This window comes from Micromonospora echinospora, from assembly GCF_900091495.1.
Classification (GTDB): domain Bacteria; phylum Actinomycetota; class Actinomycetes; order Mycobacteriales; family Micromonosporaceae; genus Micromonospora; species Micromonospora echinospora.
Genome location: NZ_LT607413.1, coordinates 5076734 through 5100748 on the forward strand (window position 1 = coordinate 5076734; position 24015 = coordinate 5100748).

The 24015-nt window shown below is 69.5% G+C and carries 21 protein-coding genes and 1 pseudogene; 18 read left to right on the forward strand and 4 right to left on the reverse strand.

Annotated features, from left to right (window positions below; genetic code table 11):
* Window positions 1-147: 147 nt before the first annotated feature.
* From rpmB to GA0070618_RS22775, 4 genes and pseudogenes are all read left to right on the forward strand, one after another.
* Complete coding sequence (gene rpmB / locus GA0070618_RS22760) at window positions 148-384, forward strand: 50S ribosomal protein L28 (protein ID WP_088983435.1); 237 nt, start codon at window positions 148-150, stop codon at window positions 382-384.
* Window positions 384-551, forward strand: a complete 168-nt coding sequence (gene rpmG, locus GA0070618_RS22765; protein WP_088983436.1) for a 50S ribosomal protein L33 — start codon at window positions 384-386, stop codon at window positions 549-551. Before rpmB ends, rpmG begins: the two co-directional genes overlap by 1 nt.
* A complete protein-coding gene (gene rpsN, locus GA0070618_RS22770; RefSeq protein WP_088983437.1) occupies window positions 551-856 on the forward strand; it encodes a 30S ribosomal protein S14 in 306 nt (101 codons plus the stop codon). Before rpmG ends, rpsN begins: the two co-directional genes overlap by 1 nt.
* Before the next feature lie 114 nt (window positions 857-970).
* Window positions 971-1102 (forward strand): annotated as a pseudogene (locus GA0070618_RS22775) (ABC transporter ATP-binding protein); the annotation flags it as partial.
* Between the two features lie 33 nt (window positions 1103-1135).
* Here GA0070618_RS22775 and GA0070618_RS22780 read toward each other — a convergent pair.
* The gene (locus GA0070618_RS22780) at window positions 1136-3178 is read right to left on the reverse strand and encodes an FAD/NAD(P)-binding protein (protein ID WP_197701600.1); all 2043 of its coding nucleotides are present in this window, start codon (window positions 3176-3178) and stop codon (window positions 1136-1138) included.
* A 210-nt stretch (window positions 3179-3388) separates the two neighbouring features.
* Here GA0070618_RS22780 and GA0070618_RS22785 point away from each other — a divergent pair, with 210 nt between their 5' ends.
* The 6 genes from GA0070618_RS22785 to GA0070618_RS22810 all read left to right on the forward strand — a co-directional run bounded on the left by GA0070618_RS22785 (window position 3389) and on the right by GA0070618_RS22810 (window position 8768).
* Complete coding sequence (locus tag GA0070618_RS22785) at window positions 3389-4471, forward strand: methionine ABC transporter ATP-binding protein (RefSeq protein WP_170107899.1); 1083 nt, start codon at window positions 3389-3391, stop codon at window positions 4469-4471.
* Window positions 4471-5133, forward strand: a complete 663-nt coding sequence (locus GA0070618_RS22790; protein ID WP_088983438.1) for a methionine ABC transporter permease — start codon at window positions 4471-4473, stop codon at window positions 5131-5133. Before GA0070618_RS22785 ends, GA0070618_RS22790 begins: the two co-directional genes overlap by 1 nt.
* Window positions 5134-5175: 42 nt before the next feature.
* Window positions 5176-5991 carry a MetQ/NlpA family ABC transporter substrate-binding protein gene (locus GA0070618_RS22795; RefSeq protein WP_088983439.1) on the forward strand — a complete coding sequence of 272 codons (816 nt, stop codon included), beginning with the start codon at window positions 5176-5178 and terminating at the stop codon, window positions 5989-5991.
* Window positions 5992-6054: 63 nt separating this feature from the next.
* Complete coding sequence (locus GA0070618_RS22800; protein ID WP_157748988.1) at window positions 6055-6396, forward strand: tautomerase family protein; 342 nt, start codon at window positions 6055-6057, stop codon at window positions 6394-6396.
* Between the two features lie 132 nt (window positions 6397-6528).
* Window positions 6529-7527, forward strand: a complete 999-nt coding sequence (locus GA0070618_RS22805) for an aldo/keto reductase (RefSeq protein ID WP_088983441.1) — start codon at window positions 6529-6531, stop codon at window positions 7525-7527.
* On the forward strand, window positions 7524-8768 hold the full coding sequence (locus tag GA0070618_RS22810; protein WP_197701601.1) for an amidohydrolase: 1245 nt from the start codon (window positions 7524-7526) through the stop codon (window positions 8766-8768). Before GA0070618_RS22805 ends, GA0070618_RS22810 begins: the two co-directional genes overlap by 4 nt.
* Before the next feature lie 67 nt (window positions 8769-8835).
* Here the strand turns inward: GA0070618_RS22810 and GA0070618_RS22815 are convergent, their stop codons facing one another.
* The gene (locus tag GA0070618_RS22815) at window positions 8836-9771 is read right to left on the reverse strand and encodes a LysR family transcriptional regulator (RefSeq protein ID WP_170107898.1); all 936 of its coding nucleotides are present in this window, start codon (window positions 9769-9771) and stop codon (window positions 8836-8838) included.
* Window positions 9772-9925: 154 nt separating this feature from the next.
* On the opposite strand from GA0070618_RS22815, the gene GA0070618_RS22820 reads away from it, so the two are divergent.
* The 7 genes from GA0070618_RS22820 (at window position 9926) to GA0070618_RS22850 (ending at window position 18051) form a co-directional block, all read left to right on the forward strand.
* Window positions 9926-11056, forward strand: a complete 1131-nt coding sequence (locus tag GA0070618_RS22820) for a mandelate racemase/muconate lactonizing enzyme family protein (RefSeq protein ID WP_088983443.1) — start codon at window positions 9926-9928, stop codon at window positions 11054-11056.
* On the forward strand, window positions 11053-12546 hold the full coding sequence (locus GA0070618_RS22825; protein WP_088983444.1) for an aldehyde dehydrogenase family protein: 1494 nt from the start codon (window positions 11053-11055) through the stop codon (window positions 12544-12546). The genes GA0070618_RS22820 and GA0070618_RS22825 overlap by 4 nt, the downstream gene beginning before the upstream one ends.
* Window positions 12547-12562: 16 nt before the next feature.
* Window positions 12563-13468 carry a 2-deoxy-5-keto-D-gluconate 6-phosphate aldolase domain-containing protein gene (locus GA0070618_RS22830; protein ID WP_088983445.1) on the forward strand — a complete coding sequence of 302 codons (906 nt, stop codon included), beginning with the start codon at window positions 12563-12565 and terminating at the stop codon, window positions 13466-13468.
* Complete coding sequence (locus GA0070618_RS22835; protein ID WP_088983446.1) at window positions 13465-14916, forward strand: FGGY-family carbohydrate kinase; 1452 nt, start codon at window positions 13465-13467, stop codon at window positions 14914-14916. The genes GA0070618_RS22830 and GA0070618_RS22835 overlap by 4 nt, the downstream gene beginning before the upstream one ends.
* 3 nt (window positions 14917-14919) lie before the next feature.
* Window positions 14920-16152, forward strand: a complete 1233-nt coding sequence (locus tag GA0070618_RS22840; protein ID WP_088983447.1) for an ABC transporter substrate-binding protein — start codon at window positions 14920-14922, stop codon at window positions 16150-16152.
* Between the two features lie 106 nt (window positions 16153-16258).
* The gene (locus tag GA0070618_RS22845; protein WP_088983448.1) at window positions 16259-17209 is read left to right on the forward strand and encodes a carbohydrate ABC transporter permease; all 951 of its coding nucleotides are present in this window, start codon (window positions 16259-16261) and stop codon (window positions 17207-17209) included.
* Between the two features lie 2 nt (window positions 17210-17211).
* Window positions 17212-18051: a carbohydrate ABC transporter permease gene (locus GA0070618_RS22850; RefSeq protein WP_197701602.1), complete on the forward strand. Its 840-nt coding sequence runs from the start codon at window positions 17212-17214 to the stop codon at window positions 18049-18051.
* 259 nt (window positions 18052-18310) lie between these two features.
* Here GA0070618_RS22850 and GA0070618_RS22855 read toward each other — a convergent pair whose 3' ends face one another.
* Entirely contained in the window at window positions 18311-19324 is a 1014-nt protein-coding gene (locus GA0070618_RS22855; RefSeq protein ID WP_088983450.1) for a glycoside hydrolase family protein, read from the reverse strand.
* A gap of 391 nt (window positions 19325-19715) precedes the next feature.
* On the opposite strand from GA0070618_RS22855, the gene GA0070618_RS22860 reads away from it, so the two are divergent.
* Entirely contained in the window at window positions 19716-22067 is a 2352-nt protein-coding gene (locus GA0070618_RS22860; protein ID WP_088983451.1) for a chitinase C-terminal domain-containing protein, read from the forward strand.
* 123 nt (window positions 22068-22190) lie between these two features.
* On the opposite strand, the gene GA0070618_RS22865 is transcribed toward GA0070618_RS22860, so the two are convergent.
* Window positions 22191-23945, reverse strand: coding sequence for a vWA domain-containing protein (locus GA0070618_RS22865; protein ID WP_231931411.1), 1755 nt, complete (start codon window positions 23943-23945; stop codon window positions 22191-22193).
* Between the last annotated feature and the right edge of the window lie 70 nt (window positions 23946-24015).

Consider the following 24015-nt stretch of genomic DNA (forward strand, 5'->3'; position numbering starts at 1 on the left):
CTAGGCGGGCTGAGGCCGAATGGGCCAGTGGTGGTCCGGAGTGACGGCCGGCGGGGGCGCCCGGGGTCGGTGTACTCGGGTCGAACGGGTGATGTAAAACTGAAAATCGTTACCGTTAATGTGGTGACCTGAGCAAGGAGCCTCACTGTGTCCAGACGTTGTGACGTCACCGGCGCGCAGCCGAGTTTCGGCAACGCCGTGTCCCACTCCCACCGGCGCACCCGGCGCCGCTGGAACCCGAACCTGCAGAACCACCGCTACTGGCTGCCGTCGGAGCGGCGGTGGGTCAGCCTCACCCTCACCGCGAAGGCACTGAAGACCGTGGACCGCAAGGGCATCGAGAAGGTGGTCGCCGAGCTGCGCGGCCGGGGGGTGAAGGTCTGATGGCCCGCCAGACCGACGTGCGCCCGATCGTGCGGCTGCGCAGCACCGCCGGCACCGGCTACACGTACGTGACCCGCAAGAACCGCCGTAACGACCCGGACCGACTGGTGCTGCGCAAGTACGACCCGGTCGTGCACCGGCACGTCGAGTTCCGCGAGGCGCGTTGATGGCACGCCGGAGCCTGGGCAACCGGCAGGCCCGTCGCGAGGACCTGGTGGCCCGGCACGCCGGGACGCGTACCGCGCTGAAACGGTCGATCAGCCATATGGACACCGGGCCGGACGTACGCGCCGAGATGGTCCGCCGGCTCAGTCGGCTGCCGCGGGACTCGAGCCCGGTGCGGCTGCGCAACCGGGACCAGATCGACGGTCGCCCGCGTGGCGTGCTGACCCGGTTCGGGCTGTCCCGGGTCCGGTTCCGCGAGCTGGCCCTGCGGGGCGAGCTGCCCGGGGTCCGCAAGGCCTCGTGGTGACGTCGGTGACGGCCGTACGTTCACGGGCCACCGCTCCGATGGGCGACCGGGGCGTCACCCTGACCCGCCTCGGCATACGCGGACCGGGAACCCTGACGACGCGGAGGGGCAACCGTGAGAGCGCTGGAGATCGACCGGTTCGACGTGGGCCTCGGCGGCCGGCCGGTGCTGCGGGACGGGCGGCTGGACCTCGACCGGGGTGAACTGGTGGGACTGCTCGGTCCCAACGGCGCCGCGAAGACCACCTGCGCGCCGTCGTGGCGTTGCCCACGACACGGCCTACTGACCAGACGGTGGCGACGTCCGGGCGGAGGTGGCGGCATCCGCCGCCACCCGCAGGGCGCTACGGGCCACGCGGTCGGTCTCCCGCAGCATCGTGGCGTCGGTGCCCGGCATCGGACTGATGACCGTGTCGCCCATGACCTCGTCGAGGGGGATGCCGGCGACGTGGAGCGCGGCGTCGCGCGTGCCGTCGGGGTGGACCAGTAGCCCCGTCCGGGGGTCGACGTCGAATCCTCGGGTGAGGTGCGGACGTCCGTCCCGTCCGCTCACGCTGAACGGACGCATGCGGCCCGCCACCGCGAGCGAGTGGGTCAGCGGGTCGGCGCTGGCCCTGACGTCGTGCGCGTGCATCCAGGCGTCGACGAGCACGGGAGCGGTGACGGCGGAGCCGGCGACGGCGGGCGACTCGGCGCGGAAGAGGCCGAGCTCGGCGTCGGCGACGACGTGCGCCGCGGGCCCGACGAACCTGACGAGACCGGCGTCCACGAGAGCCAGCAACTGCCGGCTGCGAAAGGCCGGTGGACCGCTGCCGACCATGCCGCCGAACGCCTGGAGGGTGCGGAATCCGTTCGCGCGCGACTCGGCGTCGAAGCCGCCGAACGTTCCGATGACGTTCGCCGGCTTCCGCGCCGCGCTGATCGACCACAGCCCGGCCTTGATAGCGCTGTCCCGTCCCTTCGCCGACTCGGCCAGGTCCTCGGTCAGGTAGTCGGCGACCCGGGCGGTGAACGTCTCGGGATCGGGGAACGGTCCGCAGACCGGTGACATCGCCGCCGGCAGGTCGAACCGGTCCGTGGCGTCCGGGACGTGTGGCGCTATCGCGGCGTCGAGCGCCGACGGCAGGCCGTCGGCGGTGTCGATCGCCGCGAGGACCGTGGCCAGTGGGGCAGCGAACGCTTCGGGGCGCACGCGGTGCAGGGTCTCGTAGTAGTCGACGAACGCGTCCTTGACGATGAGCGGCCACAGCTGGCGGTCGAAGTCGATGGGGCGTGGGACCGTGGACCAGTCGACCGACCGCAGGTGACGCTGCGGCGCCGAGGGCGGCAGTGAGCCGTAGAGCGACTTCGCCCGGTACGGGACGCCCCGGTGGGAGGTGACGTGCATCCGTGGCTCGCGGCCCGACGGTTCGTAGCGCACGCCCGCCCGCGTCCGTGAGTCGTCGACGAACCGTCCACCACGGCCGACTGTCAGCAGCGTCATCGCGTCGAAGAAGCCCATCCCGAGCCCCCGTACGATCGCGGTCGCCCCATCCGGAACATCCCCGAGGGTCTGGTCGATCGGGTTGTCGGGGCGTACCCACGTCATCTCGGGATGCCTGGCCAGCGCCGCCAGGAAGCCGTGCTCCTCGTCGGTGTGGGCGCGCGGCAGCCACCCGGGCGCGGCCACGACGGCGTCGCACGCGAGCACCGTACCGGTGCTGAGTTCGACGAGTTGGCGTCCGCTGTCCTCGTGCACGGCGACGGCTCGCGCCAGGTGGGTGGTGACCGTGACGCGTTCCGGCATGGTGTGCAGCGCCCGCTCGAAGCACCAGCGGAGGTACTCGCCGTAGAGCGGTCGACTCGGATGGGACGCGACCGTGATCGCCTCCAACTCGTCGCGGTAGTCGTCGACGAAGCCCGGCCGGACGGTGGTGGAGGCGAACGCGGCGCGGTGGGCCGGATCGATGTCCGCCACCTGGACCGCAGACGACGGCGACGGGTAGGCGGCATCGAGCGCGAGCCGGCACCACTCGAACAGCGTGGGCCCGGGTACGACCGGGCCGGCCATCGTCACGCTGTCGTCGGTGAAGAGTGTCACCGCCCCCGCGAGGGTGTTCATGCACATCTGACGGGTCTGGTCGGTACGCCAGATACGACCCGCGCCGAGCTGTGTGTCGTCGATGACATGTATGTCGAGATGGTCGATCTCGGGGAAGTCCGCGAGGTTGGCGGCGATCCGTTCGAGCAGCGACACCCCTCGGGGGCCTGCGCCGACGAGCGCGACGGTGGGGCGGGCGGGGCAAGCTGTCCATAGTGGACGAATGTCTATGAACCGGGTCACAGGTATACCCTACTTCGCCGCTGGGTTTAGTATGGTTCCGGCATGGTGAAGTTGCTGGTCATCCGGCATCCGCGAGCAGGATAGCGGCGTGACGCCGACGGGACGGAGAGCGTGACCCCCTCCGGGACGTCGGGCGCTTGCGGCGAGGACATGGCCCACCGTCGGTCCGGCGGTTGACCTTCCTCGCCGATTCCGAGCGACGAGCACACGGTGTCGGTGGCGATGGGCCGCACGGGGCTTGCCGCGGCGATCGCCACACCGACGCGCGGTCGCCTGCCCTTTCCCGAATGGTGTCGAGGTTCAAACGAGCGTGCAGGAAGGGTGGCGGCGGTGATCGAGTTCCGTGACCTGAGGAAATCATACGGCGATCACGTCGTGCTCGACGGGATCAACCTGCGCATCGACCAGCGGGAGATCTTCGGTCTGGTCGGCGTGAGCGGCGCGGGGAAGTCCACGCTGCTGCGGTGCATCAACCGGCTCGAAGGGATCGACAGTGGCAGCCTCATCGTCGACGGCACGGACGTACGCGCCATCGGCGACCGGGACCTGCCGGCGTTCCGCCGCCGGATCGGCATGGTGTTCCAGCAGTTCTCCCTGATGGAACGCAGAAACGTCTACGACAACGTGTACTTCCCCCTCAAGTGCCAGGGCGTGCGCCGGGCGGCGGCCGACCGCAAGGTGCGTGATCTTCTCGACCTCGTCGGACTCGGCGAGAAGCTCAAGGCGTTGCCCCGGGAGTTGAGCGGCGGGCAGAAGCAGCGGGTGGCCATCGCGCGGGCCCTGGTGAACGATCCGACGATCCTGCTGTGCGACGAGGCCACCTCCGCGCTCGACCCGAACATCACCGAGGCGGTCCTCGACCTGCTCAGGCGCATCAACGCCGAGCTCGGCCTCACGATCGTCGTGGTGACCCACGAGGTGGCGGTCATGAAGTCCGTGTGCACCCGGATGGGCCTGCTCGGCAATGGCCGCCTGCGCGCCGAGGGGGACGTCGAGCACTTCTTCCTGGAGAAGCCGGAGCTGCTGGGGGACTTCATCCGGGACGCGGGCCGTCGCCCGGACGTCGCTCCCGGCACCTCGCTGGTCCGGGTCGTCCAGCGGGAAGCGGCGGGATCCAGTCTGCTGTCGCAGCTCGCCATCCGCACCGGCGTGCCGTTCGAGATCTCGTGGGGCGGGCTCGACCGCTACCGGGACCGCGTCTCGGGATCGTTCCTGCTGCACGTGGCAGACGCCGACCTCCGCGCGGTGTGCGACGGCCTGACCGCTCTCGGTGCCGACTGGACGGAGATCTGATGTACCAGTACGAGTTCTCCGAGCTGTTCGAGCGGATCATCCTGCCCGGGCTGCTCGACACCATCACCATGCTGCTCGGCTCGTTCGTCACGTGCACCCTCGTGGGGTTCACGCTCGCCCTGGTGCTCGTGACGACCGACACGCACGGGCTTCGACCCAACCGGACGGTCCACGAGATCGTGAGCACCGTCATCAGCATGCTGCGGTCGGTGCCCTTCATCATCCTCGCCATCTCGATCATCCCGCTCACCCGCCTGGTGGTCGGCACGTCGATCGGCGTGTGGGCGGCGGTCTTCGCCATCACCTTCGCGGGCAGCCCGCTGATCGCACGACTCCTCGAAAGCGCCTTCAAGGAGGTCAATCCGAGCCTCGTCGAGGCGGCACGTTCCTTCGGCGCGAGCGACTGGCAGATCACCTTCCGGGTCATCGTCACCGAGTCGGTGCCGGCGATCGTCTCGCAGATGACGCTCGGCGTGATCTCGCTGCTCGGCTTCACCGCGGTGGCCGGCACGATCGGCGCGGGCGGCCTGGGCGCCGTCGCCCTGACCTACGGCTACCAGAACTTCAACGACCAGATCATGTACGGCACCGTCGCGATCCTGGTCGTCATGGTGATCGGCATCCAACTCGGCGGAAACGCCCTCTACCGCAGACTCCGGTGACCCCAACCCCAAGATCCGCCCAGCACGAAAGGCAACACCCCCATGAGAAATCCCCTCAGGAGAGCGATCCCGCTGCTTGTCGTCGCCCTCGCCGTCTCCGTCGGCGCCTGCTCGTCCGGCTCCGCCGCCGAAGGTGATGGCAAAACGGTCACGATCGGCGTGCTCGCCCGCGAGGAGCCCGACCTGAACTTCGTGGCCGAGCATCTGGCCAAGCAGGGCTACACGATGAAGGTCCAGGTGTTCGACGACAACATCGCCATGAACCGGGCCACCGAGGACGGCAGCATCGACGCCAACTTCTTCCAGAACGCCAACTACCTCAAGAGCTACCAGGAGAGCAACGGGTCGTCGCTCGTCACGTACGGCCCCTGGCTGCAGACCACGGCCGTGCAGTTCGTCTCGAGCAAGCACGCCTCGGCCGACGCGCTCCCGAACGGCGCGCGCATCGGCATCGCCAACGACTCCGCCAACCGCGCCCGGGAACTCCAACTCCTCGCCGCCAACGGCCTCATCGAGCTCGCGAAGGGCGTGGAGGTGCCCACGATCCTCGACGTCACCGCCAACCCGAAGAACCTCCGCTGGGTCGAGGTCAACCCGCGCAGCAAGGCCGCGGCCTTCCCCGACCTGGACGCGATGACCGCTCCGTCGATCACCGTGCACCTGATGAAGGACCCTTCGATCAAGGCGCTCTACGAGGAGACGCCGGAGGTCTACGGCAGGTACGGAGGCACGCTCTGGGTCGTCCGGAAGGGCTACGAGAACACCGCCTGGCTCGACGCGGCGACCAAGTTCATGCAGTCCACGGACTACAAGACCTGGATCGCGAACACCTACCAGGGCCTCAAGAAGACGCCCTGAGTCCTCGCCAGCCCATCGCACCACGACCCCAGGAAGGGAAACCCCATGGTCAGCGTCGTCGGCATGACCGATCTCCCGCTCGACAAGGTCGACCTCCCCACGTTCGTCGACGACATCGGGCGTGCGGCGCACACCGCCTTCGCGTTGCCCCCGCACATGCGCAGCGTCTACCTCGTGCCGCTGCCACCCGAGAACTGCACGGTGAAGGACGGCTACGAGATCACGTTCTTCCTGTACACCGCGCCCGACAAGAGCGTGGAACTCAAGCGCCGGATGGTGAAGGCGCTGCACGACGTCGTCCAGGCCACCGACTGGGGCGACACCGTCAAGGTGGTGGTCATCATCAAGGAGCATGCCGCCGAGAACGTCGGAGTCGGCGGAGTCCTCCGCCTCGACATGACCTGACACCGGCCGACGGAGCCGTCGCCGAGTAGCGGCGGCCGTCAGCCGGGCGCCGCGGGTGAGCCGCCGCCGCGCCACCGGCCCGACTGACGGCCGCCCGTCCCGTGGATCGAGTGAGTTCGAGGAGAACAACGCATGAAGTACCGCCCGATCGGACGGACCTCGCTGAAGGCGTCCGTGGTCACCTTCGGCGCCATGGGCATCGGCGGCGGATTCCGCTACCCCGATGCCGACGACGCGGTGTCGGTCCGCGCCGTACGCGCCGCCCTCGACCGTGGTGTCAACGTCATCGACACCGCGCCGGTCTACGGATTCGGCCACAGCGAGGAGGTGATCGGCGAAGCCGTTCGCGGTCGCCGCGACGAGGTCGTCATCGCCACCAAGTGCGGACTGTGGTGGGGAGACGACGAGGGCAGCTACCGCTTCACGTGGGACGGGCACGCCGTCAAGCGCAACCTCAGCCCGCGGACCATCCGGATCGAGGTGGAGGAGAGCCTGCGCCGCCTCGGCACCGACCGCATCGACATCTACTACACCCACAACCCGGCGATGCCGCCGTTCGTGACGCCGATCGAGGACACGATCGCGACCCTCCTCGCACTGCGCGACGAGGGGAAGATCCTCACGATCGGCGCGTCGAACTGCCCTCCCGAGGACGTCGAGACCTACCTCGCGCACGACGCGATCGAGATCGTCCAGCGCAGGTACAACCTCCTCTCCCGCGAGGTGCGTGACGACATCCTGCCGCTGTGCGCGTCGACGGGGCTGTCCCTGCACGCCTACTCACCGCTGGCGAACGGGCTGCTCGCCGGCGCGTTCACCAGGTCCGCGCCGCCGGCGCGCGAAGGCTCCCGGCGTGACGACCCGCTGTTCGGCGACCGCTTCGGACCGGCCATGGACCTGGTCGAGGGGCTGACCGCCGTCGCCTCGTCCCTGGGCACCACCCCCGGCGCGCTGGCGATCGCCTACCTGCTCGCGTCGTCGGACGCCGTCAACGTCATCTGCGGCATCCGGCGCGAGGCGCATCTGGACGACGTCGTGGCGGGCGCCGAACTCGTCGTCGACGCGAGCGTCACGGCTGCCCTCGACGAGCTGGCGCAGGGCTTCGAGGCCACGGCCCCGGTGCCGGCGTGAACCGGGCGGGTGCGGCGGGTGCCGCCCTGAGCCGGCTCTGGAACGGGAGCCGGCTGGCGGCGTCGCTGTCCGTCTACCGCCACCTGCACGCCCATCCCGAACTGTCCGGACAGGAGCACCGGACCGCCGAGTTCGTCGAGGCGCGACTCGCCGACCTGGGCGTCGAGACGTTCCGGTGCGGCGGTACGGGCGTCGTCGGCGTCCTGCGCAACGGTGTGGGACCGGTCGTGGCCTACCGCGCGGATCTCGACGGGCTGCCGATCCGGGAGGAGTCGGGCGTGCCCTACGCGAGCACCGACCAGGGCCACCTGCCGGACGGATCGGTGTCCGGGGTGATGCATGCCTGCGGCCACGACCTCCACACGACGGTCGCGCTCGCGGCTGCCGGCGTGCTGGCCGAGAACCGGGCCGCCTGGGCCGGCACCGTCGTCTGGATCTTCCAGCCGGCCGAGGAGACGGCCGCGGGGGCGGCGGCGATGGTCGAGGACGGGCTGTGGGAGAAGGCCCCGCGGCCCGAGGCGGTGCTGGCGCAGCACGTGACATCCCTGCCGAGCGACCAGGTGCGGATCGGCGTCGGGAACGTCATGAACCTCGGCGACTCGTGGCGCGTGCGCCTGCGCGGACGCGGCGCGCACGGGGCCCGCCCGCACGAGTCCATCGACCCGATCGTGCTCGGCGCCCATCTCGTCACCCGCCTGCAGACCGTCGTCTCCCGGCAGGTGGAACCCGGGTCCCCGGCCGTGCTCACCGTCGGCACCTTCCACGCCGGCACCAAGGAGAACATCATCCCCGACGAGGCAATCCTCTCGCTCAACATCCGCACGCCGGATGCCGAGACGCGGGAGACCGTGCTTTCCGCCGTCCGCCGCGTGATCGCCGCCGAGGCGAGCGCGAGCGGCGCGCCCGAGCCGAGGATCGAGGAGATCAGCCGCTTCCCCCGGTGCTTCAACGCGCCGGAGCAGACCGCTGAGGTGGCGGCGGCCCTCGACGCCGTCTTCGGGCCGGACAACGTCGCGCGCGATCTGCGGGCGACCGGCAGCGAGGACGTGGGTTGGCTCGCCGACGCGATCGGTGTGCCGCTCGTCTTCTGGATGTTCGGCGCGTACCGCCCCGGCCGGGACCCCGGCGACATGCCCTCGAACCACACGCCGCACTTCGCCCCGGACCCCGGGTACGCGATCCCCGCCGGGGTGCGCGCCGCGCTCGCGGCTCTCGGCACCCGACTCGACGTCCCGTCCTAGCGTCCTGAGTCCCTGATCCGTCTGCCGTACGTGGCGAGGGCGAGCGCACTCTGCGACACCGGCCGAATCATGCGGGTCGTGGTTCCTTGCGCGCGTCGATGGTGTTGTACGGGACGCCGGCGGTCTCGGTCATGAACTGCAGCAGTGTCTGAGCCGGGAGCGACAGACGGCGTTGCCGTGGCCACCACACCCGGACGTCCCGAACGGCGTCGGGATGATCGATGTCGCGGACATGCAGGTTGTCGGTGCGGGACACGTCCATGGCCAGTTGGGTGGTGACCCCGACACCAAGGCCGGCGCCGACCAGCGCGACGAGTGACTGCGGGTTGCTCACCTGATACACCAGCGGGGGCGGCTGCCGGAGCGAGAACCAGAGAGGGTGGGTCTGGAGGCCGTCCGTGTCGTACCGGCCGGTCATGATGAGCGGATGCTTGAGGAGCTGGGCGGGGGCCAGCGGCTCAGCAGATCTGGCCAGTGGGTGGTGCGCGGGCGTCACCACCTTGAACTTCTCCCGCCACATCGGGTGGCTGCGAAAGACCGTGTCCGACAGTGGCGGCGTCGTCTGGCGGAGGAACAGCTGGACGTCGCCCTGGATCGCCGCGTCGTGGAGGTGGGCGCCGCCCAGCTCGACCAGCCGGACCCGGATCATCGGATACACCGCCCGGAAGGCTTTCAACAGCTCGGGGACGTAGCCGGCCGTCGCGCTCGGGTAGGTGCCCAGGCGTACCTCCCCCCGCCTGCGCCCGACCGACTCGCTGACGTTGCCTCGGGCCGACTCGATCTCCCCGAGGATCGCATGGGCGTGGACCAGCAGCGCGCGACCCCGGTCGGTGAGGCCGATGGGACGACGGCCGCGGTCGAAGAGCGCCACGCCGAACTCCTTCTCGAGCGCGGCGATCTGGGCGCTCACGGTGGGCTGGGACACGCCCAGCTCCACGGCGGCTGCGGCGAACCCGCGCCGGTCCGCCACCGCTACGAAGGTCTCCAGCCAGCGAGTTTCCACCCGTGTCCTCCTGTGCGGTTGTTTCATCAGGATTTCCTATAGAGGAAATCAATGTTACTGGCGATTGCTATTCGGCCTGGCCAGGCCCGTCTTACGTTGGCCGCGATCGACGAGCGCGGCAAGGCGCTCGCAGAGCCGACGAGGACCAATCCGCATGCCTGTCATCACCCGGATCGAGGTCGCCACCGCCGTCGTGCCCCTACCACGGGTCACGGGCATCGCGCGACGGACGATCACCAATCGTGAGTACACGCTCGTCCGGATCACCGCCGACGACGGCGTGACCGGAATCGGGTTCTGCTACCCCGGACACAGCGGGGCCAACATCGCCACGCTGGCGGTGCGCGACCTGCTGGCCCCCGTCCTGTTGGGCCGGGACGCCGACCTCATCGAGGGTGCCTGGCAGGCGATGTACCAGGAGGCCCTGCTCCACGGTCGGGTGGGTTCGGTCGTCCGTGGCCTGTCCGCCCTCGACATCGCGCTGTGGGACCGCAGTGCCCGCGCTGCCGCCATGCCTCTGCACAAGTACCTGGGTGGCCACTCCGACGAGGTCCCGGCATACGCCTCCGGCGGCTACTACCTCGACGGAAAGGGTGTCGACGGGCTCGCGGCGGAGCTTCAGGGCTACCAGGACCTCGGTTTCTCCGCCTTCAAGATCAAGGTCGGGCGGGTCGGGGTCGAGGAGGACCGGGCTCGGATCGCCGCGGCACGAGAGGTCGTCGGCCCCGAGGGGGTGCTGATGCTCGACGCCAACAACGCGTGGAGTGACCTGCCGAGTGCCGTCCGCGCGTTGCGTCGCTGGGAGGAGTTCGACCCCTACTTCATCGAGGAGCCGTTCGGGCCCGACGACATCGAGAACCACGCGCGGCTGGCGAAGGCGACGTCGATCACCGTCGCCACCGGCGAGATCGAGGCCGGACGCTGGCGGGCGAAGAGCCTTCTGGACGCCGAGGCCGCGGTGATCCTCCAGTGCGACGCGGCCGTCTGCGGTGGCCTGAGCGAACTGCGGAAGATCGCCGACCTGGCCAGCGCCTACGGGGCGTCGCTCGCCCCGCACTGGTTCCACGACCTGCACGCGCCGATGGTGGGCGCGTTTCCGGCCGCGACCTTCGTCGAGTACTTCGTCGGTAACGACATCCACAACATCGGCGCGCTGCTCGATCGTCAGCTCGACGTCGCCGGCGGTGTCATCCGACTGCACCAGACACCAGGGCTGGGGTTCGGCTTTTCCGAGGAGGCCCTCGACCGCTACCTGGTCGGTCCGTGGGAGGTCGTGGAGAAATGAGCGACACCAGCACCGGGAAGGCCACCGTGACCACCAGCGCCCTGACCCTGCGCAACCTCGTGAACGGGACGTACGTCGAGGGCGCGGCCGGCACGGACGTGTCGACGAACCCGGCGGACTCCGCCGACGTCGTCGCGGTCGTGCCCCGGATGTCCGCGGCCGAGGCCCGGTCGGCCGTCGACGCCGCCGCCGCGGCGTTGCCGGCCTGGCGGGACACGCCGAGCGTGCTACGGGGCAAGCACCTGTTCGCCGTCGCCGCGCTCATCCGGGAGCGGGCCGACCAGTTCCGGGACACGATCTGCCGCGAGATGGGCAAGACCACCGCCGAGGCGACGATCGAGGTCGAGCGCAGTGCCGAACTGGTGGAGTTCTTCGCCGGCGTCGGTCGTCTCCCGCACGGTGACGTCGTGCCGGACCGCCGCCCCGGTGTCGTGACCACGACCCGACACGAGCCCATTGGTGTCGTCCTCGCCATCACCCCGTGGAACGACCCGCTGATGGTGCCGGTCCGCAAGGCCGCGCCCGCGCTGATCCGGGGCAACACCGTGGTGCTCAAGCCCAGCCCGGACACGCCCGCCGTGGCGTTGCTCCTCGCCCAGGTGATGCAGGACGCCGGACTGCCCGCCGGGACCTTCAACACGGTCACCGGCGACGTGGCGGAGATCGGCGACACCCTGGTCCGCGACCCCCGGATCGCGGGGATCACGTTCACCGGCTCCACCGCGACCGGCCGCCACCTCGGCCAGGCGATCGCGGGCACCGGCACCCGGCTGCAGACGGAGATGGGCGGCAAGAACGCGGCGGTGATCATGGCCGACGCCGACGTCACCCGGGCGCTCGAGGTGCTGCTGCCGTCGATCTTCGGCCAGACCGGTCAGCGGTGCACCGCGGTGAGCCGTCTCCTCGTCCACCGGGACCGCTACGACGAGGTCGTGGAGCAGATCGTCGCCCGCGCCGGCGCGGTCGCCGTCGGACCGGCCGCCGACGCGGCGACGACCATGGGCCCGGTGGTGAACCAGCGCCAGCTCGACAAGGTCCTCACCATGATCGGCACCGCCCGCGAGCAGGGCGCGGTCATCGCCGCCGGCGGAGAGCGACTCATCGACGGCGCGGCGGCCCGTGGCTGCTTCGTCCGGCCCACCGTCGTCACGGGGGTCAGCGCCGACATGCGGATCTGGACCGACGAGGTGTTCGGTCCGGTCGTCGCGGTCATGCCGTTCGACGACCTGGACGAAGCGATCGGCATCGCCAACGAGACGACATACGGACTGGCGTCGGGCATCTTCACGAACGACCTGGCCGCAGCGGAGGCGTTCGTCCGTGGCATGGAGACCGGCCAGGTCGTCGTCAACCTCGCCCCCAGCGGCTGGGACGTGCACCAGGCGTTCGGCGGGTTCAAGGAGTCCGGTTCCGCGTTCAAGGAGCACGGTCTGGACGGGCTCGCCTTCTACACCCGCGTCAAGACCGTCGCCGTGTCGGCCACCCCTTGAGAATCGGAGCTACCCGATGAGCACGTTGTACATGCTTGCCTTCGACCACCGTGCCTCGCTGACGAAGATGTTCGGCGAGCACGGGGGCACCTACCAGGGGCGGCCGGTCGACTACTCCGCGCTCAAGCGCGTCATCTGGGAGTCGTTGCCGCTGGCGATCGAGGCACGCGGGCTGCAACGGTCGACCCTCGGCGTCCTCGTCGACGAGGAGTACGGTGCCGATGTCGCCCGGGAGGTCGCCGGAGCGGGTCTCGTGCTGGCCATGCCGGCCGAGCGCAGCCTGCAACGGGTCTTCGAACTCGAGTACGGCGACCAGTTCGACGTACACATCGAGGCGTTCGACCCGGACCACGTGAAGGTGCTCGCCATCGCCGACGAGACGCTGCCGGCCGACCTGCTGGCCGTCTCGATGTCCCGGCTCCGGCAGCTCTCGGAGTGGGTGTCCCCACGGCGTCAGCGGCTGATGCTGGAGCTCCTCGTGCTCCCTTCCGCCGCGCAGTTGGAGCGGATCGGCGGCGACCGGGAGAGGTTCGACACCGAGCTTCGCCCGCAGATCATGGTGGACACGATCCGTGCCTACCAGCAGGCTGGCATCGAAGCGGACATCTGGAAGGTCGAGGGCCTCGCCACCGTAGACCAGTACCAGGCGGTTGCCGCACAGGCGCGGGCGGACGGCCGCGACGACGTCGAGTGCATCGTTCTCGGCCGTGGTGCCGACGACGAGCAGATCCTGCGCTGGCTGCACGCTGCCGGGCAGGCCGACGGCTTCACCGGCTTCGCGATCGGCCGCAGCACGTGGGCACCGAGCCTGAAGGGGCTGATGACCGGCCGACTCGACCCGGAGCAGGCCCGCGCGGAGATCGCCGGCCGATTCGTGTCGTACGTCGACACCTTCGAGGGCAGGACCGGGGACCTCCCATGACCAGAGCCGCCGACGAGCTCTATCTCGGCGTCGACGTCGGCACGACGTACACGAAGATCCAGATCGTGGACCCCGACGGGAACACCGTCGCGCTGAGTTCTCGAGCCACCCCCTGGGAGCGTACGGCGGGGGTCACGATCCTCACCCCGGCCCGACTGCTCGACGAGGTACTCCAGCACCTCGAAGCGGTGCTGGACGACCACCCGGCGGGCCGGGTGGTCGGCATCGGCCTCACCGGGTTCGGCGAGACCGGCGTGCCACTGGGAGCGCGGGGCGACGTCCTGGCCCCCGGCCTGCCCTGGTACGACGTGCACGGCGCCGACGAACTCGACCGGCTCGCCGTCACGCTCGGCTTGGAGGCGTTCACCGGCAGCAGCGGCCTGCCGGTGAACCTCAAGCCGTCGCTGTTCAAGTTCGCCTGGTTGGCCGAGCGGTACACCCCGCTGTCGCAGTGGGTCCGGTGGCTCAGCATCCAGGAGTGGCTGGCGTTCCAGTTGACCGGAACGATCGCCGGCGAGGCGTCGCTGGCCAGCCGCACCGGACTGCTCGACGTCGTCTCCGGCCGCCAGTCGGAGGAGACCAGCATCTGGGCGGGCGTGCCGCCGACCCTGCTGCCCGACCGGGTGGGGGCGGGAACCTCGATCGGCCGGGTGACGACCGGGCCGGCCAGGATCCACGGCGCGCACGTCACCATCGCCGGCCTCGACCACCTCGTGGCCGCGGTCGGGCTGGGCGCCCTCGACGACGCCGATCTCGTCGACTCGTGTGGCACCGGCGAGGCGATCATCCGGCACCTTCCCGAGCGCCCGTGGAACGCGCTCAACCTGGTGGATGCCGTGAACCGCGAGCTCTCCGTCGGCCGGGACGTGTTCCCCGGACGGCTGCAGGCCATGGCCAGCGTGCGCAGCGGGATCGGCATGGGACGGTTCCTGAAGCTCATGGGGATCCAGCGCGACGAGTTGCCGGCGCTGGACGCGGCGGCACTCGCCGTGGTTCCTCGGGTCGACGGGCCCCGCGTCTCGAACGTCTGGCTCGACCAGGCCCAGCTCACCAACATCGACTACGAACCGGACCGGGCGGAGGTGTGGCGAGCCGTCATCGAGGCGGTGCAGGAACGCGCCGCCTACCTGGTCCACCAACTCGACGTCGTGGCGGGGATCCCCGCACGGCGACGCATCATGACCGGCGGCGGGTTGACCAGCCGCGCGGTCCGCGAGATCAAGCGCCGTTATCTCGGCGACTACGAACTGCCGGACATCTCCGAGGCCACGAGCCTCGGTGCCGCGCACTTCGCCCGGATGGCCGCCGGGGCCGTCCCCCCGATCCGGATCACCGGACCATCGTCCGACTCGGCAGTCGACACCGCCCCCGACCACCCCCACCGTGCGCCCGTCGACCCTGCCGATCACCTCGCCAGCGTGCCTGGCGGCAGAGAAGATCAGAGGTAAGGCATGCGACACCACCGACTCGGCGTCAGCATCTGCGCCGTCACCGCACTCGCCCTCCTCGCTGGCTGCGGCGGCTCCGCCGGCAGCGACAGCGACGGCCCGGAGACCATCACCTTCGCCGCGTCGATGCTCGGTGAGCCGACGCGCGGCCCGCAGCTGACGGCCCTGCTGGAGAAGTTCAACGCCAGTCAGGACGACTACGTCATCGAACCGGTCTCCATCCCGTTCGCGTCCTTCGGCACGACCATCTTCACGCAGCTCGGCCAGGGCAAGGGCCCCGACGTGATCGCGTTCGACCAGATGAACATCTACGAGGCCGCCGACGCGAAACTGATCCGTCCGCTGGACGACGTCGTGAAGGGCATCGACCTCACCGCGGCCTCCGAGTCGCTCAAGATGGACGACCACCAGTGGGGCGTCCCGCTCGACGTCTCCAACTACGCGCTCATCTACAACCCCGACCTCGTCAAGCAGCCGCCGACGACGTTCGAGGAGTTCAAGAAGGTCGCCCGGGAGCAGACCACGGCGGGCCGGTTCGGGTTTGCGTTCCGGACCACCCAGGCCGAGGAGGCCGGTGTCTGGTACGACCTGAGCAACTTCGTCTACGGCGCGGGCGGCGCGTGGAGCGACGACGCCGGCAACCCCACGATCAACAGTCCGCAGACGGTCGCCGGGGTCAAGGCGTTCGCCGAGGTCTACCAGGCCGGCGTCATCCCGAAGGGCTCGACCGCCGCCGACTACCGCCGGATGTTCGCCACCGGCAAGGTTGCGATGATGATCGACAACGGCGGGATCCCGACCGTGCTCCGGGGCACCAACCCGGACATCCCGATCGCCGCCGCGCCGGCGCCCTTCCCGACGCGGAGCATCGGCCAGGTGATGGCCGCCATCGGCATCAACGCCAACACCAAGCACCCCGAGGCGGCCGAAGCGTTCGTTCGCTGGTTCCTCGGGAAGGAGGCGCAGACGACCGTCCAGGGCTTCCTCGGCGGAAGCCTCGTCGCCACCGGTGTGGAACGGACCACGGAGGAGCTCGCCAAGTCGCCGTTCGTCACGGTGTTCGACGCGCAGAGCGACCACGCGCGCTCGTTCATCCCGACCGGGCTCGAGGTCGAGACGCCGCGGATCCGCTCCGCGGTGGTGCAGGCGGTACTCAACGCGCTGCAGTCAGGCGGCGACATCCAGCAGGCACTCGACGGAGCGCAGGACAAGGCCAAGCAGATCGCCGGCGAATAGCAGCCCAGGGGAGGGGCGGCGCCCCCGCGCCGCCCCCACTCCCCGCCCCCGTCCCGCCGGTCCACCCCCGGGCCTACGCCCGTTCCCCCGACGAAACGAGTCACACATGTCCGTACTCGACGTGACATCGACGCGCCGCCGCCAGCGTGTCGGCGGGCCGAAACCGGCACCGCGACGACGGCCGGGTGAGCGTCTGCTGCCCTATCTCCTCGCGGCGCCGGCCGTCATCTACCTCGTGGCGTTCCAGGGCATCCCGTTCCTCCAGCAGGTCGTGCTGAGCTTCTCCGACACGAGCCTGCTCAACCCCACCAGCATCGACCTGATCGGCCTGGACAACTACCGCGATGTCTTCGCCGACCCCGGGTTCCTCGACGCCGTTCGCGTGACGATCGTGTACGTCGTCGCCTGCGTCGCCGGAACGATGCTCCTCGGCCTCGGCACGGCGCTCCTGATGAACCGTAAGTTCAAGGGCCGCGGCCTCGCGCGATCACTGCTGATCATCCCTTGGGCGGCGCCGGCCGTCGCCGTCGCGCTCGTCATGGCGTGGATCTTCAACCCCCAGTACGGTGTGGCGAACGACGCCCTCGGCGGCGTCGGCCTCGCGCCCAGCGACGGGCAGTGGCTCGACAGCACGTCCCGAGCCCTGGGCACGATCCTCTTCATCACGATCTGGCAGCTGTTCCCCTTCACCGCCGTGATCATCCTCGCCGCGCTTCAGGCCGTTCCCGAGGAACTCCACGAGGCGGCGCTGCTCGACGGCGCCACCTGGACACAACGCTTCCGGGCCGTCACCTGGCCGGTCATCCAGCCCACGATCTCGATCCTGGCCCTGCTCATGACCATCTGGTCGATCCGCCGCTTCGAGCTGATCTGGCTGATGACCCAGGGCGGACCGGCGGGGAGCACCAACACCCTGGTCATCGACCTCTATCGACGGGGCTTCGTCGAGCGTGAGCTCGGGCATGCGGCCGCCGTCGGGTTCGTCGGCGTCGTCATCTCGTTGGCGATCACCGTCATCTTCTTCGTTGTCAGCAACCGAGCAGAGAAGTCGGCCTAGCCATGCGTCATGGAATCAAGCACCGGATGGGGCTGACCGGAGCCGTCACGATCGTGCTCGCCCTCGTCGGTCTCGCCGTGTTCCCGTTCTACTGGATGCTCGTCACCGCCACCCGTACCGACGACGAGCTGTTCGGCGACCGACCGCCCCTGTTGCCAGACCTGTCGGGGTTGAGCACGTTCGCCGACGTGTTCAGCGACACGACCATCGTCGGCTGGCTCACCAACAGCGCCATGATCGCCGCTGGGACGACGCTCCTGACGATGATCCTGGCCGTGCCGATCGCCTACGCGATGTCCCGGTTCAGCTTCCGCGGCAAGGTGCTCGTCGGCATCGGACTCCTGGTGACCCAGATGCTCCCCGAGGCGGTGCTCGTCGTGCCGCTGTTGTCCGTGTTCAAGACGCTCGATCTGCTGGACAGCCGCAGCGGGCTCGTACTCGGCAACACCGCCTTCGTGCTGCCGGTCGTGACCTGGATCCTCAAGAACGCCATCGACACCGTGCCACGCGACCTCGACAACGCGGCCAAAATCGACGGCTGCTCACCGGTCAGCACCCTGTGGCGGGTGATCGTTCCCATCGTGGCGCCCACCATGGCAGCCGGAGCTGTCATCGCGTTCTTCCACGGCTGGAACGAGTACATCTTCGCGGTGAGCTTCCTCACCGACCCCGGACTCCAGCCGATGTCCGTGGGACTCGCCGGATTCATCGGGGAGATCAGCACACCGGTCCAGACCGTCATGTCCGTCGGAATGATCTACACGCTGCCCGCCGTGGCTCTCTACCTGCTCCTGCAGCGTTACATCGTGTCGGGCATGGCCGCTGGAAGCGTCAAGGGCTGATGGCGCGCCGGCCCGCACCGCCGCTGACGGGCGAGCCAACCCCAGCCCGCGGTGGCAGGGGGCACCGCGACGCCGTCGACGAGGGAACGCGGACATGGCTCGTCGACGGCTCACGGCTGCCGCGATGCGGGACGGGTCGCCGGGGTTCGGGTCCCGGACGAGGGCGGTGGCGGTGCCGAGGTTCGCGCCGGGCCGTACGAACCGGGGAAGATCGGCACCGCCCTGACCACCCGCGACACACCTGTCGCGCAGGGGGTTGTCAGACCGCGCGGGCCACGCAGATCCTGGCGTCGAGGCGGTGCCCGGCCTCGTAGAGCATGTAGGAGACGCCGCCGTCGGTGCCGAACGTCGGCGCCGCCACCCGACCGTTGTCGGACGCGATCGGCCGGTGGAACACTCCGAGGTGGACCTCACGGTCGAAGTTGTTGCCGACCTCGGTCAGGTACATGTTGCCGCTGTTGCCGTGGTACGCGACGTACGTGGTGCCGTTGCGCTTGAGCAGGTGCGGCGCGGAGATGTCGGTGAGCCCGTCGCCCGACGGTGACACCAGCGGGTTCGGGTCGAACTGCCAGCCGCTCCACCCGTTCGGCGACCAGCCCCAGAAGATCTTCCGGCTGCCCCAGCTGCTGCTCCCCGCGGTGTTGCCCATGAACACCATCACGTAGCGGTTGCCCTTGCCCGCCACCGAGTGCTCGAAGACCCGCGCGTACGAGGTCTCGCTGGTGCCGGGCACCAGTCTGGTCGACAGGATCGGCGTCTCGTCGGTGAAGTGGATGCCGTCGGTCGACCGGGCGACCCGGGTCGTGTAGTTCTCGCCGTGGAAGTACAGGTAGAACTGCCGGGTCGGCGCGTCCCAGATGACGTGCGGCGACGACACGTGGCTCACCGTCGTGGTCGGCAGCTGCCGGTCGACGATGGGGTTGTTGGGGTACTCGGTGTAGGGGCCTTCGAGCCGGTCGGCGTAGGCGAGGCAGATCCCGCCGGGCGCGTCGTGCGGGGCGTAGTAGAGGTAGTAGCGGCCGCGATAGTTACTGATCTTGTCGTAGACGCCGCGCACGCACGGGAAGATGAACTCACCGGTCGGGTTGTAGCGCAGCGGTGTGGCGAACGCGTCGCGCACGTACCGGTAGTTGGGGAATCCGGCTGGTCCGGCGAGCGCTGGCGTGGCCGTCGCGGCGAGGCCGGCGCCGGTGGTCGCGGTCGCGACACCGGCGGCCGCCGCGCCACGCAGCAGCGCGCGTCGGGAGAAGAAGCCTTCAGGGGTACGCGTCATCGCGATCCCTCCATTCGTGAGGCGAGCCGACGGGTGGCAGGGGAGCGGGCCGGCCGCGACGGGCGGGTGTCACTCGACCTCGCCGAGTGACCGGACGGGACGGTGCTCGTCGCGGACGGTTCGTTGGTCGATGAGTCTGGTCGCGTCGCCTCCGCGGCGTCAAGATGCTAATACGAATTACCAATGGGCCTCGATGGATCGGCGACCCGGGCGCGGTGGATCGGCGGTCACCCCTTCGGCGGCGGCGACGAGTCCGTGGCCGTCGAGGAGTCGGCAGGACCCGGCGGGCGGCCGGTGCGGTACGCGCCGTCGCCCTTGCCACCGCATCTACCTCGATATATATTCGTTAACCTAACTGTTAAGTTTCCTTACTGAAGCTGGGAGGCATCTCATGCGTCGGAGGCGACTACCGCATCTCATCGCCACGAGCGTCGCCGGCCTGCTGATCGTGCCGGCGGTCGTGGCGGTGGCGGGTCAGGCGAGTTCCGCCGAGGTGGACCACGCGCAGTGCCGACCGGACGGGCTCTACCGCACGCCCGGCGTCACCGTGCCCTACTGCGACGTCTACGACACCGAGGGCCGCGAGGTCATGGGTGCCGACCACAAGCGACGGATCATCGGATACTTCACCAGCTGGCGCACCGGCAAGAACGGCGCCCCGGCGTACCTGGCGAACCAGATCCCCTGGAACAAGATCACACACATCAACTACGCCTTCGCGCACGTGGACGCGGCGAACAAGATCTCCGTCGGCGCGCCCACCGCGCCCGACAACCCCGCCACCAACATGACCTGGCCGGGTGTGGCGGGCGCGGAGATGGACCCGCAGTACTCGTACACCGGCCACTTCAACCTGCTCAACAAGTTCAAGAAGCAGCACCCGGACGTGAAGACGCTGGTCAGCGTGGGCGGCTGGGCCGAGACCGGCGGCTATATCGACGCCGGTGGCACCCGGGTCGACGCCGGCGGCTTCTACCGGATGACCACGACCGGCAGCAACACCGTCAACACCGCCGGCATCAACACCTTCGCCGACTCGGTGGTCAGCTTCCTGCGCACGTACGGCTTCGACGGGGTGGACATCGACTACGAGTACCCGACGTCGAACAACAAGGCCGGCCACCCGCAGGACTTCGCCCAGGCCGACGCCAAGCGGGCCGGCCTGAACGCCTCCTACCAGGTGCTCATGCGGACCCTGCGGGAGAAGCTGGACGCCGCCGCGGCCGCCGACGGCAGGTACTACATGCTCACCATCGCCGCGCCCGCCTCCGGCTGGCTGCTGCGCGGCATGGAGTCGTACCAGACACTGCAGTACCTGGACTACGCCAACATCATGAGCTACGACCTGCACGGGGCGTGGAACCACTTCGTCGGTCCGAACGCCGCCCTCTACGACGACGGGCAGGACGCCGAACTCGCCGCCGGTGGCGTGTACGGGGCGTACCAGAACATCGGATACCTGAACACCGACTGGGCGTACCACTACTACCGGGGCGCGATGCAGTCCGGTCGGATCAACATCGGCGTGCCGTACTACACCCGTGGGTGGCGCGGCGTGACCGGCGGCACCAACGGACTGTGGGGCCGCGCGGCGCTGCCCGACCAGACCAAGTGTCCGGCCGGAACGGGCGGGACCATCGGATCGACCGTCCCCTGCGGCAACGGCGCGATCGGCATCGACAACATCTGGCACGACCTGGAGAACGGCAACGAGGTGTCGGCCGGCGCCAACCCGATGTGGCACGCGAAGAACCTCCAGGACGGGCGGAGCGGGAGCTACCTGGAGGCGTACGGGCTGACCCCGGGGACCGACCCGACCGACCAGCTCACCGGCACCTACACCCGCCACTACTCGCCCAGCCTGGTCGCCCCCTGGCTGTGGAACAGCCAGAAGCAGGTGTACCTGTCCACCGAGGACGAGCAGTCCATCGCCGCGAAGGCGGACTACGTCGTGGCCAAGGGCATCGGCGGCATCATGATCTGGGAGCTGGCCGGGGACTACGCGTGGAACCCGCAGCGCGGCGAGTACTTCATGGGCAACACGATGACCAACCTGATCTACGACAGGTTCCGCGCCGCCAGCCCCTACGGACAGCGGAAAGCGGGCATCACCATGCCGACGCAGACGCTGAACGTCGGGGTGACGATGGGCGGCTTCGCGCTCGGCGACAACAACTACCCGATCAACCCCGAACTGCGCCTGACCAACAACTCGGGTACCACGATCCCGGCCGGGGCCCAGCTCGAGTTCGACTACCCCACCTCGGCTCCGGGCACGCTCGGGCAGCAGTCCGGGTGGGCGCTCTCGGTGGTGTCCACCGGGCACACCGGCAGCAACGTCGGCGGGTTGAAGGGAGACTTCCACCGGGTGCGGCTCACCGTGCCGACGGCCATCGCGCCGGGCTCGTTCGCCGAGGTCACCCTCAACTACAGTCTGCCGATCGCCGGCCCCTCGAACTTCACGCTGAGTTTCGGTGGCCAGAGCTACGCACTGGCCGCCGACCACGCCCGGGGCGCGGTCGGACCGTCGCCCACACCGACCGCGACGGTGTCGCCCTCGGTCACGCCGACCGGCGGTGACAACTGCGGCGGCCTCGCCACTTGGAACGCGACCACGAGCTACTCGGGTGGCAGCATCGTCGCGCACGAGGGCCGCCGCTACCGGGCCAAGTGGTGGACGCAGGGCGAGAACCCGGCCAACAGCGGGCAGTGGGGTCCCTGGGAGTTCCAGGGCGCCTGCTGACCCACGGGCGCCCGATCCTTCGGGTGGGCGCTGGCACGACAAGGTGGGTGTGCCCGGTTCCGGCCGGGCGCACCCACCTTCCGCTACCGGCTCCCGGACGGCCAGCGCCCGGGCTGCCTGGCGTCAGAAGCTACTGACCAGCTTGACGAACGCATCGTCGATCTTCGCCGGGTCGCGGGCGTCGAACGCCTTGCCGGCGGACGCCTTGGCGATCTGGTCCAGCGTGTCGAAGTCGGACTTCTCGTCGAAGGCGATGCAGAAGATCTTGATCGGTCGGTCCGGGTCCAACGCGACATCGCGGAGCAGCCGGGCGAGATCGTTGTCCTTGTTGTACTCGTTCTGGCCGTCCGTCAGGACGACCACCGCGTTGATCCGGGACTGGTCGTAGCGGTCGAGCATGTGCCGGTGCGCCGCCCGTACGGTGGCGTACAGCGCGGTGCCACCCTCGACGTGGAGGCTGTCGATCTCCTTGGTGAGCGCCTTCTGGTCGAACGCCGACAGCCGGACCTCCTCGCTGTACGGTGACCTCGGCCGCTGTCTCGTCTCCGACGAGAACGACCAGAGGGCGACCTGGTCCTCGGAGTTCAGGAGGCCGAAGCCCTTGGCGGCGGCCCCGGTCGCCACCTGGAACCTGGTCCGGTCACCGATCTTCGCGTTCATCGAACCGGACGTGTCGACGGCCAGCAGGATGTTCGCCTTCTTGCGCAGCGTGCCCCAGCCGGCGAGGATCGCCTTGACCACGGTGGGCTCCGGCGGTTCGAAGTAGGTGAGTTCCTGGGCCCCGCGCCCGCCGACGGAGGCGGTCAGCGGCCCGGACGCCTTCCGCTCGTGGTCGCGGAACCCGTGCTGGCTGAAGCTCTGCTGCTGCGGCGGCTCCCGGAGGAACGTCAGGAAGTCGGCAGCGGCGTCACGCTGCTCCGGGCTGGCCGAGGGAAGCACCACGTACGGGTGGTCGAGGTTGAACGTGCCCTCCTTCGGATAGACCGCGACCAGCGGAACCTTCGGCTTCTTGCCCCGGGTCGGGCTCAGCTCCCCTTCGTTGTACTGGTAGACCAACTCCTCCTGCGTCACCACCGCGCTCATGTCCGTCGGGGCCGCCGTGCCGGACAGGTCCGCCTCGGCGCGGTCCCTCAGCAGATCCACGATGTCGTCGCTGTAGTGGGACACATTGGCCTCGATGCGGCGGACGAACTGGGCTACCGCCGGATTCGCGAGGTCATGTTCGGTGAGATCGCTGGCCCGGTTGATGGCCGCGTAGTACGACGCGATCGTGGCCGCCAGGCCGGAGGTGGACTGGTGCGGGTTGACCTTGCCGAAGGTGAACCGCCCCCACTCGGGGCGACCGAAGGCGGCCCAGCCCGTGCGCCCCGACGAGCCCAGGATCTCGCCCCAGCCGAGGGGACCCTGCTGTTGGATCAGCTCACCCTTCGGCTGCGGCATGGCGATGACCAGCGGGCTGTTCGCGATCGACGGGTACTGGCCGGGGGTCTGCGCGGGACGTCCGGCGGCCTCGTCGAGCAACGTCAACTGCCCGGTCCACAGGCTGGACGTCGGCAACCACACCTGTGGTCGTGGCAGGCCGGGCTGCTTGACCTCCCACTCGCCGGCCAGCGCGTCCGTCGCCGCACCGGAGGCGAGCCCGTGCACCGTCACGACGACGCACCCGCCGCCGACCCGGCGATCGCTCTTGTTGTAGCGTTCCGCCAGCTCGCCGAGGAGCACGTCCTTCTCGATCGACGAGCTGACCTCCAACGGCGTGCACTCGACGTCCGCCGCCGGCCGGGCGATCACGTAGGCCGCCGTGATGACCGCGAACCCGGCCACGATGGCCGCGGTGTACGGCAACCACGGCCGGGCAGTCGATCGACCTGAAACCATCTCGTTCCTCCAGGGTGTCGGCTGACGGCGTCGATACCAGCCATCAGCCATCAGCCCGGCCGCAGGTGCG